14 protein-coding genes are annotated in these 15,074 nt (G+C 53.8%); 6 read left to right on the forward strand and 8 right to left on the reverse strand.

Translation table 11 applies throughout. The features are described 5' to 3' along the window. Nucleotides 1-785 precede the first annotated feature (785 nt). Nucleotides 786-1,574: a carboxypeptidase-like regulatory domain-containing protein gene (locus SFX18_10845; GenBank protein MDX1963642.1), complete on the reverse strand. Its 789-nt coding sequence runs from the start codon at nt 1,572-1,574 to the stop codon at nt 786-788. Between the two features lie 590 nt (nt 1,575-2,164). Here SFX18_10845 and SFX18_10850 point away from each other — a divergent pair. The 4 genes from SFX18_10850 (at nt 2,165) to hisN (ending at nt 6,993) form a co-directional block, all read left to right on the forward strand. Continuing rightward, complete coding sequence (locus SFX18_10850) at nt 2,165-4,213, forward strand: hypothetical protein (GenBank protein MDX1963643.1); 2,049 nt, start codon at nt 2,165-2,167, stop codon at nt 4,211-4,213. Between the two features lie 77 nt (nt 4,214-4,290). Further along, nucleotides 4,291-4,935 (forward strand): signal peptidase II, encoded by a 645-nt coding sequence (locus SFX18_10855; protein ID MDX1963644.1) that lies wholly within the window; start codon nt 4,291-4,293, stop codon nt 4,933-4,935. Between the two features lie 473 nt (nt 4,936-5,408). Further along, the gene (locus SFX18_10860; GenBank protein MDX1963645.1) at nt 5,409-5,870 is read left to right on the forward strand and encodes an Rrf2 family transcriptional regulator; all 462 of its coding nucleotides are present in this window, start codon (nt 5,409-5,411) and stop codon (nt 5,868-5,870) included. Between the two features lie 295 nt (nt 5,871-6,165). Then, nucleotides 6,166-6,993 carry a histidinol-phosphatase gene (hisN, locus tag SFX18_10865; GenBank protein ID MDX1963646.1) on the forward strand — a complete coding sequence of 276 codons (828 nt, stop codon included), beginning with the start codon at nt 6,166-6,168 and terminating at the stop codon, nt 6,991-6,993. Nucleotides 6,994-6,996: 3 nt separating this feature from the next. Here hisN and SFX18_10870 read toward each other — a convergent pair whose 3' ends face one another. Continuing rightward, nucleotides 6,997-7,293 (reverse strand): type II toxin-antitoxin system RelE/ParE family toxin, encoded by a 297-nt coding sequence (locus tag SFX18_10870; protein MDX1963647.1) that lies wholly within the window; start codon nt 7,291-7,293, stop codon nt 6,997-6,999. A 459-nt stretch (nt 7,294-7,752) separates the two neighbouring features. Here SFX18_10870 and SFX18_10875 point away from each other — a divergent pair, with 459 nt between their 5' ends. After that, nucleotides 7,753-8,100, forward strand: a complete 348-nt coding sequence (locus tag SFX18_10875) for a hypothetical protein (protein MDX1963648.1) — start codon at nt 7,753-7,755, stop codon at nt 8,098-8,100. A 451-nt stretch (nt 8,101-8,551) separates the two neighbouring features. Next, the gene (locus tag SFX18_10880) at nt 8,552-8,755 is read left to right on the forward strand and encodes a hypothetical protein (protein ID MDX1963649.1); all 204 of its coding nucleotides are present in this window, start codon (nt 8,552-8,554) and stop codon (nt 8,753-8,755) included. A gap of 258 nt (nt 8,756-9,013) precedes the next feature. Here the strand turns inward: SFX18_10880 and SFX18_10885 are convergent, their stop codons facing one another. The 6 genes from SFX18_10885 to SFX18_10910 form a co-directional block, all read right to left on the reverse strand. Next, nucleotides 9,014-9,646, reverse strand: a complete 633-nt coding sequence (locus SFX18_10885; protein ID MDX1963650.1) for a GIY-YIG nuclease family protein — start codon at nt 9,644-9,646, stop codon at nt 9,014-9,016. 7 nt (nt 9,647-9,653) lie between these two features. Beyond that, nucleotides 9,654-9,986 carry a DUF5615 family PIN-like protein gene (locus SFX18_10890; GenBank protein ID MDX1963651.1) on the reverse strand — a complete coding sequence of 111 codons (333 nt, stop codon included), beginning with the start codon at nt 9,984-9,986 and terminating at the stop codon, nt 9,654-9,656. Next, nucleotides 9,983-10,204, reverse strand: a complete 222-nt coding sequence (locus SFX18_10895; GenBank protein MDX1963652.1) for a DUF433 domain-containing protein — start codon at nt 10,202-10,204, stop codon at nt 9,983-9,985. Before SFX18_10895 ends, SFX18_10890 begins: the two co-directional genes overlap by 4 nt. A gap of 64 nt (nt 10,205-10,268) precedes the next feature. Beyond that, nucleotides 10,269-12,137 carry a Gfo/Idh/MocA family oxidoreductase gene (locus SFX18_10900; GenBank protein ID MDX1963653.1) on the reverse strand — a complete coding sequence of 623 codons (1,869 nt, stop codon included), beginning with the start codon at nt 12,135-12,137 and terminating at the stop codon, nt 10,269-10,271. A 90-nt stretch (nt 12,138-12,227) separates the two neighbouring features. Further along, on the reverse strand, nt 12,228-14,057 hold the full coding sequence (locus SFX18_10905) for a hypothetical protein (protein MDX1963654.1): 1,830 nt from the start codon (nt 14,055-14,057) through the stop codon (nt 12,228-12,230). Between the two features lie 655 nt (nt 14,058-14,712). After that, on the reverse strand, nt 14,713-14,976 hold the full coding sequence (locus tag SFX18_10910) for a hypothetical protein (GenBank protein ID MDX1963655.1): 264 nt from the start codon (nt 14,974-14,976) through the stop codon (nt 14,713-14,715). Between the last annotated feature and the right edge of the window lie 98 nt (nt 14,977-15,074).

Consider the following 15,074-nt stretch of genomic DNA (forward strand, 5'->3'; position numbering starts at 1 on the left):
CAGATGCCGCCGCACGATCTCGGCTTTTTGTTGCGGATTAAAATGCCGCCGGGTCTTGCTTTCGCTCATGGATCATTCCTCCAGTTAGGGTTATATTAACCCAACCAGCGGCGTTGTCCAATTTCGGCTGAGGCAGAACAGGGGAGCTAGGTTAGAGTGGAATCGGCAAGCGTTGGCGTTGAAAGCGATTCGCGATTCACAGTTGGACCTCTGTACAAACAAGCAAGACCGTATCAAGGCTTGGAAAGAGTATATTCAAGCCATGGAAAGCACATTGGAAAGAATATTTGCATTACGAGAAGAGCAATCCAAAGGTGGAGAAGAGTATTACTACCAGAATTTCCGATACTTAGTTTTGGATGCAAAATGTCAACTACATCTGTTGGAAAATTCGTCAGATTGAGTTTCCTACAAAAACATAATTCTCTTAGTTCTGTGATGTATGGATGAATTGAGACTGGTATTGTTTCTGTGCAGTTTCATGATGGTGCATTTCGGGGTCGGGAGTCTGACGCGGTGAAAACGCATTTAGCAAAGCGACGTGTTCGCGGAAGACTCCCGACCCCCTGTGCCTCAATATTTTCCAAGGATTGGCATGGATGAAACGTGGTTCGGGCTTAAGCCCGTAACCCCAATAGTTTTACTTTAATTAGATTTCCTAGGGCGACGCTGCGCTTGCCCTAGGCTGGGATAGGTTGGGCTTTCAGCCCACAGAAGAAATAGCGATGGATACATTCCAACACGCACAATATAAATTCTTCCCCCTCCGTTTCCTCCTGTTCTATTCACGACCGTGCCTCTCTCTCTTGCGCAGGTGCCACGGGCGGGGGAGGCGGCGGCGCGACCTTGACTGCCTCCAAATCATTCCCGCCCACGGCGATCTTCACCCGGAATTGCCCTTTCGGCCAGTGGGGCATGTTCAAATAACCAAAGTGTGGATGCCAGACACGGAACGTCCATTCGCCCGGCGGGAGGCCGGTTAATTCAAAATCGCCACTAGCATCGGTGATCGCGGCCAAGGGGTGATTCCCCACATACAGATAGCTTTTCGCCCAGGGATAGACGCTGCTATTGACCAGGATGGGCAAATCCCGTTTCTCGGGTTTGAGCGGGACGACCAGCGACTTCCCGGGCAATAGCATGACATTGATATCGTTCTCTTGCCCCTGCAACCGAAAATTGGTCGCGTAACGGTCGTTATTGCGAAGGAGCAGCGTCCGGCCCACATCCGTGGCCAATAACCGAGGAGCAAAGTTGCCATTCTCATAGATGATCTCCGCCGGTGGATGGGGGAGGGTCTTATCCGTGGGGGGCGGGGTGGGAAAGTTGGCATCGTGAACCGTGATCAACACGTCCCTCAGACCACCCGTTGGGCTAACAACCACCGACTCATCCCGCAGGTTCAAGCTAGCGTAATACCGCAAGTCGGCCCGGTCGGATTGGGCCAGGTTGGCGGCGATGAGCGGCTGGGGGGGTGGCGGCGTGCCATCAAAAATCAGCCTCCCCCGTAATGTTCCCGTTTTGACAGGCTGGTCCGCGGATTCCGCTGGCGACGTGACGACGGCTGCTAGCAACGGGGGTTGCGTGGCGGGTTTGGGGGCTATGAATGGTGCACGGGGTTGCGGAGCTGGCGGGGATTGGTTTTCCGGGAGTTCGCCTCCCGGCCCAACTGTGGGGAAGGAACTCTGAAAGCAAAACATCAAAAGAACGACCAATCCTCGACAATTCATCAATCTATTTTTCATGGCAAGCATCCGAAAACAGGTCCGCGGACCGGGATCAGACGTGAATTTGTACAGAAGGAACGCTTTTGAATTTAGCCGACAAACTCAGAAATTTATTGTCACGAGTTTGTCAGTACCTATCAAAATTCCTATTAGATGAAAAAGTCAACTTTGGCCATGTTTCGGCCCAGATTCCAGTAATCCCAAAGCAATCTGTTGCCTTGGGGGCTTTAGGCAAGATGTTACACCCGTGTCGAATAAACCGTGCCAGAGCTTTTTTCTCGACCGATAATCTGTGACAGATAGGCTATGGTGTGCTGTTACAACGATGCTAGCGACGGGGAGCGCGTATTCACCTAGCATCCAACTGGGAATAACTTGTTTGCCAATTCGGCAGGTAACCGACACAGCAAACTTTGATCGCACAGAGGCAGGAACGTATGAAACGGTTATGGCGGATAGCAATTCTTTGGTCGATTGGCATCGGTGGATGTAACTTGGCAGTTGCGTTGGCTAACGAGCCAACACAGTCCGCGCATCCCCGCGAACTTCAACCCGCGCAGCAAGCCGCGCATCCCTTGGCACTTACCGCCGAGATGCCCCGTGGTCTCGATCCTGTCTTGCAGGCCACGTATTTGTTGGGCAAGCCCCAATGGAAAGCTCCGGCAGTGCGGGGACCGGTGGCCCCCCCCGCGGGATTAGCCCCCGCCAGGGATCCAGCCCCCCCGCAATCATCATCAGTATCACCAAATACCGGCCCGACAGCCAACAGCCGTGGCGAGTCTGGCGTGACTGCCCCGCTGGTTAGTGTCTTGCAAAATTCGTCCAAAGGTAATTCGTCCGCTTCCATCCCGGTTGAATTGACCGAGGCATCGCGGGATAACGGGAATTCCGGGCCTCTGTCAAACTCCCCTGACCCCCGCTTGTCTAAAATTACCATTACAGAATCAGCGTTAGCGGGCGAAGAATATACAGAACCTGCCCCGCAAGCCATCCCCTCCGATCCGCCCGCGTTGCACCCTGAAGAAACCACCACGGAATCTTATTCGACCTCCATCGCCAATGCCGAATCCACCCGCCAGACTCCCCAGCCCAGAATAGCCCTACGGGAGCAGCAATCTCCCCGGCCAGTCACTGCGCCCATGGAGAGCGACGCCACGGTGGAGGAGCCAGAACCGGAAGTTCCCGACAACACCCCAGCTCCAGAAGAAGTCATCACCGATGGGGTAATTTCCGACGCGGGAATTTCCAGTACCGAGGGGGAAGACTATCTCGCGGAGCAGGGGCCAGTCGGCACGGAAAATGGCGAATCTTTCCCGACCGAGACGATTCGGGAACGCTATCCCAATGCCATGATCAAGGTCGAACGGAATGTCACCCAGGACGCCGAGGGAAATTTTATCAATCATGGGCCGTTTGTGCAGTTTGACGAACGGGGGCGCATGACGGGTGGCGGGGAATACAATTTTGGTAAAAAGCAGGGCAAATGGACCCGTTCCTTTGCCATGAACGAAGGCCCCATGTTCAGCGGGCCGATGTTTAAGGAATTTACCGCGCCGTTTGTCAGTGAAGCCACCTTTGAAAACGATCAATTGCAGGGGACCTGGAAAATTAGCGACGCCAAAAATCGCAAAGTTTTGGAGTGGCAATTTGAAAATGGCAAATGCGCGGGAGTTAACACTTGGTACTTTCCCACGGGATTGGTCCGACGGGAAATTCCCTATAAGCATGGCGAGATTGACGGTGACGTCCTGGAATATGGTCGCGACGGGCAACTGGTCAAACGGGAAAGCTTTTTTCAAGGGCATAAACTCGCCCTGCAAACCGATTGGTACGAGCCGCATGTCAAACGGGCCGAAGGCTCCACCCTGATGTCCAAGGAAATCATTAAGCCAAATTTTGACTTTTGGAATGGCGTGGCCACCTTTACCGTGATTGGCAAAAGCGGTCAAAACCAACGGCATGGCCAATGGACCTGGTGGCACAAAAACGGCCAAAAGCAGATGGAGGGACGCTTTGAAAATGATCTCCCCTCGGGCCGTTTTACCTGGTGGTATGCCAATGGCCAAAAGCAAATCGAAGGGGACTACCTGGCGGGTAAACAACAGGGCAAATTCCAGTGGTGGCACGCCTCCGGCGGTAAAATGCTCGAGGGTGAATACCAAGCCGGCTTGCAAGTCAATCAATGGACCCGTTGGAACGAAGCGGGCAAAGTTTTGGAACTGGCCAAATACGACGAAACCGGTGAGCAAATTGACTTCAAACAATTTCCCGGAGAAGGGGGTACGGGGGCGGCGGCCAATAGCGCCCTGGCCAGCCAAGAACCCGCCAAAGTGCCCACGACAATCATTCCCCCCGGGACCGGTGTCGAACCGCAACCGCTGCCCCAGTCTGCCAACACTGCCCAGGTCAAGCCGCTAGCACCCTCCCGCGCTACCGCTAACGCCCGTGCCACGGCGCCCCCCGTCCAAAGGCGCGTGCGCCGCTAACCCCCCCGGACCACAATTGTGGACTGAGGGGAACAGGTCGCTAACAGCAAATTCTCTGGCTTTTAAAACAATTCCCCTTGTCGGAAGCGGGTTTCTGCGTCATCCTGCCATTCATGGAGCCAAATACCAGACGCACACTGGTCAATACACTATGGTTCGCCGTCTGCTGCGCGGTGGGATTAGCGGCGGATCTGGGGAGTAAAAGCTGGATTTTTGAGCGTTTGGGACACCCACCCCGCGACCGGATCGTCATTATTCCCAATTGGTTCAGCCTGACCACCGCCCTGAATGAAGGGGCTCTTTTTAGCATCGGCCAGGGATTTGCCTTGGGATTTGCTGCCCTCTCTTTTGTGGCGATGGCGGGGATTGGTTATTGGCTGTGGATTCGCGGGGGAATCGCCGATCGTCGCATGGCGATTATCCTGGGCTTTATCCTGGCGGGAATTACCGGCAATTTATATGATCGACTGGGATTGCCAGGACTTAAATGGAGTTTTCCCCCAGAACGCGCTGGCCAGCACGTTTTTGCCGTGCGCGACTGGCTGCTCTTTCGAATCGAGCACGAAGTCATCGTTTTTGAGCCAATTTTGCAGCGCGAAATACCAAAACAAGAAATTTTATTTGACTGGCCGGTTTTCAACTTGGCCGATGTGATGCTCGTCGTGGGTGCGGCCTCCCTATTTTTACTATCATTCTGGCCAGAGCCTAAAAAACCCGAGTAAATTGGACACCGAGGAATTATTTGGGGAATTTTCATCAGATCCTAACAATCTTTTTGACAAAACCGCTGATTGTGTATAGCATGGCTATTAATTGCGGTTTCACGCAGTACGTGAGTTCTTCACGTCATTGGCTTGCGTGCACACGATCGCCAACCTAGGGGGGAAAATAACTAGGTGAGGTGCGAGTGTGCGATTCAGCGCATGTAGAACATAGGACAGGGATCTGTGCTTTGTACAAGAATTTACCTTGGAACATGGCAAAAGATTTCAATGCGACTGAGATTATCAACTGGTGAACAGAAGTGGCAATCGGGGATAGTTCTACCAGTTCAGGGGATTCGTTAAAGCTTATTCGTCTTTGTCTCACCCACTCGATTTAATTCGAGAGGGGGGCTAAAGATGTATTGAGCCGGGGAAGGCGAATCGGCAACCTGCGAAATGTAAATATTTCGCATTGTGGGGGGATGCTATCGATGAAGCTTTCGCGCACGGTCAGTTATGCATTGCAGGCAACAATGCAGTTGGCAACCAGCAATAGCCAGCAACCGGTTCCTTGCAGCAAATTAGCCGCCGCGGGCAAAATGCCCGAGCGGTTTTTGCTGCAAATTTTGCGTAGTTTGGTGACTCACGGAGTGCTGCATTCAACTCGGGGCGTGGAGGGGGGCTACTCCCTCGAACGCAAACCCGAGGACATTTCGCTGCTGGATATTATTGAGGCTATTGACGGTCCGTTTCAGGCCAAAATGACCTGGGATGAGACCCTGCCCGATGAATCCCAGGTTCGCTTGCGGCGGGCGTTGTTTTCGGTGACAGAAGCCGCTCGTCGGCAACTGGAACAAGTCAAACTATCCCAGCTCATCGCCGCCGGCGGGGAGTTGGATTACTTGGCGACGCCAGTCGAAAAAGAAGAATTGATGCTGACGGCCATCTCCTAGGCTTGCGGGGTAGGGGGGCAATTTCGCAGCGCGGAGGGGGACCGGCTGTCTGGATTGCAGCATCAGTCTGTGGAATTTACTCAAATTGCGCAAGCAATCCCGCTCAACCGGAGAATCGCTTCTCCGGTTTTTTTTGCGCTAACAAATGCGCGGGTTTCGCCGTGGCTAACGTTAGTATTGTCCCTGCCAAACATCCATCTCCCGTCTCCCGCCTCCCGTCTCCCGTCTCCCGTCTCCCGCCTCCCACCTCCCACCTCCCGCCTCCCACCTCCCGCACTGGCATTTTCCATACATTTTGGCTAAGTTGGCGGACATGGACACCAACCAGCCTACTGACCCCGCGGATATTGCCTCTCGCCTCGAGTTTGCCCGCGACATCGCGCGCGAGGCCGGCGCGTTAACACTCCGCTATTTTCAAAACCCCGGCCTGGCGGTCGAGCGCAAAGCCGACGCCTCTCCCGTGACCGTCGCCGACCGCGAGGCCGAACTGCTCTTGCGCTCGCGGATCGAAGCGCAATTTCCCCGGGATGGCATCCTCGGCGAGGAATTCCCGGAACGCCCCGGCACATCCGGCTTTCGCTGGGTGCTCGATCCCATCGACGGGACCAAGTCCTTTATTCACGGCGTGCCGCTGTATGGAACCATGGTTGCCGTCGAGACCGGGGGAGCGGCCCTGCTGGGCGTGGTGTTTATCCCGGGGCTAGATGAACTGATTTACGCGGGACGGGGGCTGGGTTGCTGGCACATACGGCAGGGCCAACCCGCCACCCGCTGCCAGGTCTCGCGCGTGGCACGGCTGGCGGAGGGGTGCTTTGTCACCAGTGAAGTCAAAAGCTACAAGAAAATCAACCGCCCCGAGGTCTACGAACATTTGCAATCCGCCGCGCGGCTGGACCGAACCTGGGGGGACTGCTACGGCTATTTGTTGGTGGCGACGGGCCGGGTGGAAATGGCGATCGACCCCTTGATGAATATCTGGGACGCGGCGGCGGTGCAGCCAATCATCGAGGAAGCGGGGGGACGATTTACCGACTGGGCCGGAACGCGCAGCATATCCAGCGGCAACGCCCTCGCGACCAATGGCCTGGTGCATGACGAAGCGCTGGGGTTGATGCGGGGCTAGCTGTCATTCCCGCAGACGATTTCGCCAAAAATCCGGGTGGCGGCTATGGTGGCTGATAGCCAGAATTCGGACGTGATCCAAGCTTATACGATAATAAATTGCATACGGAAACCGGGACATGGTAAAACAACGAATATTAGCCTGGATTATTTCCCCCCGTTCCGGCCTTTCAGCAATGAGTTTCACCGTATCGTCCACGGCATTCAAAAAATCGCTTCCCAGCTTATTAACCCGTGATTCATAGAATCGGGCGGATTCAATAAGCTCGGCCTGCGCATCAGGGTGATAGACAACAATCATCACAAGGAATTTCTTGCGGCTAACATCGCTTCTGCGTGGGTCACTGGCCGCACAAGCCCAGTTTCCAATTCATGATCCCGCTGTTTTGCCAATTCTAACACAGAAGTTACATCCCCATTAGCCTCGCATTCCGGTTGAATGCTCCGCCACAATTCTTGGGCCAAGGTGATTCGATCGGAAATCGGCAACGCCAAGGCTAATGTTAAGACTTCACGGGTTTGCATGGTACGCTTGATATAGGGAGAGAAATTTCAGAAAAATCGCATAATTGAATAACCTAACAGCACTGGATAGACAATTCCATCAACTTCCTGTGCATCCACAATTGTACAACACAAAATTGTTGTGTGCTATTCCAGTTCCGTATGCTTCTCTTTATAAATCTCCGATAGGTGGCAATAAATATTTTTAAATGATACCCGGTTGTTGGAGTCAAAAAAGTTTTCCGCAGGCGCAGCCGTGCGGGACGAGCAGTATCTGTGGTCGTTGCGGTACATCGACGCGCCGATTTTTCGGCAGACCACGACGTATCCCGGCGGCGTGCCGACCACGGGCGACCGGCTCTATTACCTGACCGACCCCAAGATGAACGTCACCTGCCTGGTGAACGATGCGGGGACGGCGGTCGAGCGGTACTTATACGACCCCTACGGCCAACCGCTGTTCTTCGACGGGAGCTACGGCACGCGGACCAGTTCCGCTTACGACAACGAGGTGTTATACTCGGGGTATCGCCGCGATCCGGTCACGGGGTTGTATCATGTGCGGTTCCGGGATCTGCATCCACGATTGGGGCGGTTGATGTAACCGCTCGAAGAAAAGCTGCGGCGGATTAAACCCAAATGCCATTTCACGCTGGTGATCCGCAACTCTGGCCGGACATGCCGTGGGTTTACCGGTATTTAAACGCGGTTATCAAGAAATGGCTTCCATCCGCTTCGCGGCCCAGGAACAAGTTCCTGTGGTAGCCGTTTTGATCATGAGTGCTAATCGGGGGTACCCGGTTCGTACAACCAAGGCCTGCTGATCGTTCAAGACGTCGGAAATTTCTCTGGTGGCATTCGCGATTTTTCCAGAACTTGGTGGCAGGGCACAATGAGACTGGGTACTCCTTTTAATGACATTCGTCGGAGGAATATTGGCAGGAACGGCATGATATTCGATCCAGTGCAACACCCTATTCAAGAGTTGCTTTTGCCGGTGGAGTTGGATTTTTTGGAACTGTTGTAGGCACAGCTGCGCGGGCCTTGAGGGGATTATGAAGTTAATCGGTTTTATTGCAGCATTTCTGGGCATGGCTCTGATATTGAGCCATTATGCAATCATTTTTATCATTGAAGTTTATTTTCCACAGATTGGAAAATATTATAATAAAGAAATGGAACTTTGTGTGCATCTTCTGGCGATTTTGCTGATGGCTGCTGGCACCGCGCTGTTGGTACTCACAACTCACAACCCTTGAGCGGGTAGCCCAGGTGATTCGCAAGGGTACCCTAGAAACTTGTTCCTTGACCGCGCTGCGGCAAGAAGCAGAATTAGAATAGTTCGGCTACAACCAATTTGCTTCTAGTGCCGCGCATACTGGAACAAGTTCCAGTCCCACCCGCGAAGATTGATTCTCAACAATTCTGCAACTTTGTATTATATTCTTTCCCTGGGGGAAAACCAAGGCATTTTATAATGATGATCATTATTACTACGGCGGCATGCAGCGCTCATATCATTCCACATCCGCATACGTCTCTTCATAGATTTCCTGTAACGACCGCCCTTGGAACGTCCAGTATGGCGTGGGTTGTACGTTATAGTCTAATTGCAGCACTTGCCGCGTCGCGGCGGTTAACGACATTTCCGTCTCGCCGAGGAGGACTTTTTTTGGTCCGACGACCGTGACCGTCGCGCCATTCTCCGGGCAGACCAGAATGGAACCCTCCGGGATACCCATTTCATAGTAGTTTAAGCTGGGGCGGCGGGTGCGCAGGACTTCCGCCGCGGCCAGGGATTGCGGATCGATCCCCGTGGGTTGGGCGGCCACTTCGGCGGTGGCGTCCTCGGTATGGAGCAGCCGCAGAATGGCGATCGCTTGTTCGGGATCGATGCGAAAAAACTCCCGCCGGGGATTGATGCGCTGGGGGCCAAAGGCGGTGTGCAGGGCCAGTTCCACTTCATCGGGATTTTGCACCCGGCAGGCAAACTTTAGCTCAAAGGGAACGGGCACGCCGGTGGTGTAAAGCTGTGCCAGGCGAATGGCTGTGTCGTGCGCGGCCGTGCGGCCAATCTTGACCAGCCCCGGCATGGCGGGATTGACCAGGACATAGACGATGGCGTAATTCGCGGTCGGGTTCTCGGACATGCATTACCTAAGATAAAATAAGCATCGCCGCATCTGGATCTGAGATAAAAGTCTGTATATCGAAAATTCGCGAGGTCAAGAGTTGAACAATTTTACGCGTTGGTCCATTGCCCACTTGCAACCAGATAAATTTTGGTGGCGCCCCATTAGCCAAAGATAGACTTTGGAAATCGGAATCTTTGGAAACTATCGTCAAGTTGTGCCGCAAAGCGTATTCCCAAACAATCCGGTCCTCAGCGGTATCCAGTCCGATTAATTGAACTTGTCTTGATCCGGGAAATTCGTTTGCCAGAAGTAGTGGCAATCGACGAGAAAGATTTTGATCAAACAGCAAACTCATGCCGCTGGCCTCGCCAAGTGACTGGCGGCATAGGCAAAACAAGCTCGTACATCATCTATCGTTAATTCTGGAAAATCAGCAAGAAGTTCCTCAACACTCATCCCACCCGCGAGATATTCCAGCACATCGCGCACGGTAATTCGCATACCACGGATGCATGGCTGGCCATTACGCTTCCCGGATTCAATTGTGATAAGTTGCGTAAAGTCAATATTCATAAAAATTCCTTTGTCCATTGACTTGTATACAATGCGACTCCGCGGTGAAATTTCCGTAGCTCCCCTACGCCACAGCCCCCGTACTCGTGCGGGGCTTGTATTCGTCCTTATTCACATTTGGGCTGACGCCCTCCGGTGTGGCGTCATTGTGAATGTCGAACCATTCCTCCTTAAATTCGATGCGCGGTTTTTCGGGATTGCGGATCGCCATGTTGGTAGTGAGGGCGATGATCGCGTCGGCCATGGCCACCTTGGGATGGCAGCGGGGGCGGAGCAGTTTGGGATCGATGCTGTCGTCGTTTTGATTGCGAATGCACCAGGCCCAATGCTCCAGTTCCTCGGTATAGCCGCGACTGATGGGGCCGGCCTCGAGCGCGGCCTTGCCGACGCCGCTGCTAACCGCCGCGCCGCCGCTGGCGGTGGTGTCCAGGACGGCGTCCTTTTTGACGGAAATCGCCGTGGTCATGCTGTCATTGCCATTTGGCCAAAGGTAATAATCGGCCTCGCGCAACAGGGCCATCGTCCCCTTGGTCCCCATGACGTACTCGCCGTAGTCGCCAAAGCCGTTGCCATTGATGGAGGAATACGTCACGCCGATTTTGTTATGCGGGTCCTTGACGATTTTCTTATCGGTGGCTTTTTCTCCGGTGAAGTCATAATACTTTGGTCCGGGAAATTCATACATGCAATAGACGTGATCCTCGGTCTCGCGGTCAAAGGGATAAATGTGCCGACCGCCGACCGCCGTAACGGCGATGGGCATGGCCTTGTAGTCCTTATCCGGGTGGTTGGCCGCGGCGGTGCAAAAGATGGTGCTGGCGTCGAGTTGGTGGCTGCCAAGTTCGGCCATGAGGCCTCCCCCGGTCCGGGCAAAAATCCGCCAACGGATCAGTTCCTCGATCGCGGGGCGGTTATAGGTCTGGCCGGTCAGGGCGTCCTTGAGCACATCCGCGATGTAGCCGTGCTTTTTGGCGTCTTCCTCTCCCAGATCCAGCAGTTGTTTGCGGGTTTGCTCGATCCGCTTGACTAGGGATTCGACTTCCTTGGCCGCGCCAGGGCTTTTCTTCATTCCAGCCAGTTCTTTTTCCCATTTTTCCAGATTCTTGGCCAGCTTTTCGCTGCCGGGCAGTTCGGGCTTCCAGGTGTCATTCAACCGATGCCACTGCGCGCGGATGTGGTGCACATCGCCGACAAAGCCGTTCTTAATCACGTGCACCGCGTTGTCATACAGCACGCTATAGTGCCGTTGATGCCCCACGCCCAGCAGTTTCTTGGTTTCCTCCGAAACGCGGCCCATCTCTTTGCACTGCGCGACGGTCTGACCCATCAGTTTTTCGCAGAGCACATGCAGTCCGGCGCGCATCGCGCGAATGGCGCACTCGGCATGTAAATGCAAGGGGAGGGCGATGATGATCCCCTCTAGTCCTAGCTCATCCTTGGCGGCGATCAGATCGTTATAATCGCCATACACCTTGATATTTTGGCGGGCTTCGTCCTCGGTCTTGTACCCATACTTTTTCATGAGTCCCGGACGGACGGCAATCGTATTAGCGCTGGACCAATCGCCATGAAAACTGCGATGAATGTTATACGGGCGAATGTCAGAGATCGCCACGCACTGTAGATAGTCGGGATTGTGGGCGCCAATCAGCACGTTCCCCTCGTCCCCGGATCCCACAAAGGCCACCCGTACGGGATCGATTTTCTTGCCATAGCCAAAGTACATCGCCCCCAGCCCGGCTCCGCTGACCGCCCCCGCGGCCACCGTTCCGGCTAAAAACTCGCGGCGGTTATACACAAACTTGTCTGGATTGGTGGTGGGCTTGCCGGCGGCATCCACCGGTTTACCCGCGGAGTCCCGGGCAAGCTCGGACGAGATGGCCAGTTCAAAGTTTTGGGCGCCGACTTTCTTATGTTCATCCAACAGGTTCATGGCGGAGGCCTTTGACAATGGTGGGGGTGAAAAGCGTTGAAATATTGAGTAATGACGGAGAATTGGCAAGAAAATAAGACTACGTTTCAACTACGTCCTGGCACGCGCGGGAGCGGGTGTAGGGGGAGAACCTTGCGACTGACCCATGATTAGACCATGTAGGATATAGTCCAACCCCGCAACCCGCCCGATGAGGGTCGTGGCCAGCGTAAAGCAAGCGAGCAACTCCACCCATTCGTAATACGTGGCTTTGACGGCCAAAGGTTCCCAAAAAGGGTTAAGGAGCACGACTTGCAGCAAAAATAATCCGCAGACGGTGGCCGCCAGACGGGTAAACAGGCCCACGACGAGGCAAGCCCCCGCTATCAGTAACACCCATTTTACGACCCGGTCAATCTTAACGTAGCCTGGCTCTGGCGGCAGATAGGGATTTTTGCTGAATTGTGCCTGCTGGGCGTCGGTTAGCCGGGCAATCTGCCGGGCTGTCAACCCTTTTTCGATGGCTTCGATCTCGGCCCACCAGGCGGCGGGCTTGGCGGCCAGTTCCTTGCGCTTATCCGCAATCCGTTTGTCGTTAAATGGCACCACAGCAGTTGGCTCCGCCGCCATTTTCTCTAGCCGTGTCAATTCCGCCCGATATTCATAAATGTCCTGCTCCCAGGCTTGCATCCGTAACTTTACAAACTCCATGTAGGTCAGCAAATCCTGATGAAAGAGGTCCGCCTGGGTTAGCTTGGCCCCTTTATCGGTTGCGGAGGGAATTTTGTCGGAGGGGGGAGTTGTCGCTGGGTCGGTGGGGTTTTTCTCACTGGATTTTGTGGCAGCGGCCGCGGCATCCGCCGGGGTACTGTCGGTCTTGGTAACGGCGGCGGCCGGAGTAATAGTTGGCTGCTTGGTGGTTGATTCCCCCGCTTGAAATTTGACCAAGGTCACAGCGGCAGTGGCATCCACAGCGGCGGATTTGTCGGTGTCGGCGGGGTTGTCTTCCAATGTGTTTTTGTCGGAGTTGGTCGCTTTCTGAAATTCCACATTTTCAGGGGAAGGCTCGGTCGGCTTATCGTCTATGGAATCTTTACTCTCTGGTGCCGCTTTATTGGCGGCATCATCCCCTGATTTTGACTGATCCTGGGGCATGTCGGACGGCGGGTCGGTCTCTTTGGCCGGGGAAGTTGCGTCCGAAGGGGTGGCATCCGGGGGGGATGTGGTCTCGTTTTTGCCGCTATTCGCTGGTTTGCCAGATTCCGCAGGCTCGGAATTTTCGGTTGGTTTGGTCGCATCCGCGGGCTTGTCGCTTACCGGCGATTGAATTGCATCAGCTGGTTTATTTTCACTTGCCGCTGGAATGTTTTCCGCCGGTTTTTTATCTTTTTCCGGGGTCTTTGCACTCGCGGCAAGTTGGGCGATCTTTTCGCGGCGGGCTTTCTCGGCCTGAAGCACTTGCTCCGCCGAGATGGTCCCCGCCTGATAATGCGTGCTAACGGCATTGGTATTGGCCTTGAGATCGCGCATAATCTGCAACGCCCACCTACCGGTGATGGGGTTTTTATACAATGGATGATTTTCATCATCGAGCTTTTGATCAGGCTTCTTGGGGTCGGCCTTGTACGATTGCAGCTTTTGGTCGAGCGGCTTATTAAAATGAGCTAGCGCATCGACGTAGTAATCGCGATCCGCCACCCCGGGCCGCTTTTCCCCTTCGGCAAACGGCAAGCCCGCGGTATGGGCAAAGCGATGATGGGTGGGGAGCTGGTTTTTTACCGATTCGGCAAAGGGTCCGACACTGACGCTAAGAAAGCCTTTGCTGGACCAGTTTTTGTCCTGGACGTGATGCAACCCCTCGCTAAAAAAGTGCCAGCCAATGGCAATTCGCAAAGCGAGCAAAAAGAAAATCGTGCCGGTCGTGGTAATGGCTGTTTTCATGCGTGATGGATTATCCAGGCGGGAAAAATTCCGCAAATTTTTAGCTTTGCGGCAGCGAAACGAACAAAGATTTTAGGCGACAGTTGCCAACATGCCGCGTCACCCAAACTCCACTTCCCTCTACCCCCGTTATAGACTCAAGCACTTATTATGCAATGAATGGCGCGGGTTGCCAACTCATCAAACCGTCCCGTGGGGAAAAATCAGCCTGAAACCGCAATTCCGGGGCACATTTTACAGACTAACTGACCCCATGGCACAAAATCAAGCGCGGACGGGAAAGCGGTGAGCAAGGTTGGGGCAAAAAAAACGATATCAGGGCATAGTTAGCTATCCCCAGGCAAGTCCCGCATACGGACGGGGCGTTGTCCCGGTCCTCGCACCCGCAAGATGAGAATGCGGTCATTTTCGAGCTCAAATAATATGCGATAACGACGACCGTAAGGCGTCTTAATTAATGCTTGCTGTATTTTTCTGTTCCAGCACGGAGTGGACTCAGGTAATATAGAATAAATTGCCGGATTTATCGAGATTCGAATTATCGCCTGGGATAGCGATTCTTACCAACGCTTGGCGCCTGTGGCGGATCGACTTGCGATCCAATCAAAACATTCTTGAATATCCGTTCTGGCTTTCTCCATGATATAAATCGGTATCATGATTTATCTGATTCAATATTCTGTTTAATGCGAAAATGGCGATCAAAATCAGCGAACGGAACTGGTTGTTCGCCCTTGGCCAAATCGCGCAGGGCTTCATCGATTAATTCATAATCCGTGGGATCAACAGAAAATGTCTTCACTGAGTCGCGCCACTCGTCGAGTGCCTCTTCGGGAGATAAATGCGACTGGCCTTGACGTATCATATCTGATAAAAACGCCGTGAATTCAACAAGTTCCTGGCCGACAGGGGGCTGCATAGGTCACACGAGTGTTACTGAAAATGGATGTCCACCGAGCAATTGCACATCCTTGGTGCGATAACACTATTATTATAAAATCTTTCGCTGGCTGTTCA

The sequence above is a fragment of the Pirellulales bacterium genome, from assembly GCA_033762255.1.
In the GTDB taxonomy this organism is placed as follows: domain Bacteria; phylum Planctomycetota; class Planctomycetia; order Pirellulales; family JALHPA01; genus JANRLT01.

Excerpts from the sequence above, each read along its gene's own strand:
- SFX18_10900 (MDX1963653.1), bottom strand. The coding sequence starts at position 12,137 with ATGAACCTGTTGGATGAACATAAGAAAGTCGGCGCCCAAAACTTTGAA.
- SFX18_10880 (MDX1963649.1), top strand. The coding sequence starts at position 8,552 with ATGAAGTTAATCGGTTTTATTGCAGCATTTCTGGGCATGGCTCTGATA.
- SFX18_10860 (MDX1963645.1), top strand. The coding sequence starts at position 5,409 with ATGAAGCTTTCGCGCACGGTCAGTTATGCATTGCAGGCAACAATGCAG.
- SFX18_10850 (MDX1963643.1), top strand. The coding sequence starts at position 2,165 with ATGAAACGGTTATGGCGGATAGCAATTCTTTGGTCGATTGGCATCGGT.
- SFX18_10905 (MDX1963654.1), bottom strand. The coding sequence starts at position 14,057 with ATGAAAACAGCCATTACCACGACCGGCACGATTTTCTTTTTGCTCGCT.
- SFX18_10885 (MDX1963650.1), bottom strand. The coding sequence starts at position 9,646 with ATGTCCGAGAACCCGACCGCGAATTACGCCATCGTCTATGTCCTGGTC.
- SFX18_10910 (MDX1963655.1), bottom strand. The coding sequence starts at position 14,976 with ATGCAGCCCCCTGTCGGCCAGGAACTTGTTGAATTCACGGCGTTTTTA.
- SFX18_10870 (MDX1963647.1), bottom strand. The coding sequence starts at position 7,293 with ATGATTGTTGTCTATCACCCTGATGCGCAGGCCGAGCTTATTGAATCC.
- SFX18_10895 (MDX1963652.1), bottom strand. The coding sequence starts at position 10,204 with ATGAATATTGACTTTACGCAACTTATCACAATTGAATCCGGGAAGCGT.
- SFX18_10890 (MDX1963651.1), bottom strand. The coding sequence starts at position 9,986 with ATGAGTTTGCTGTTTGATCAAAATCTTTCTCGTCGATTGCCACTACTT.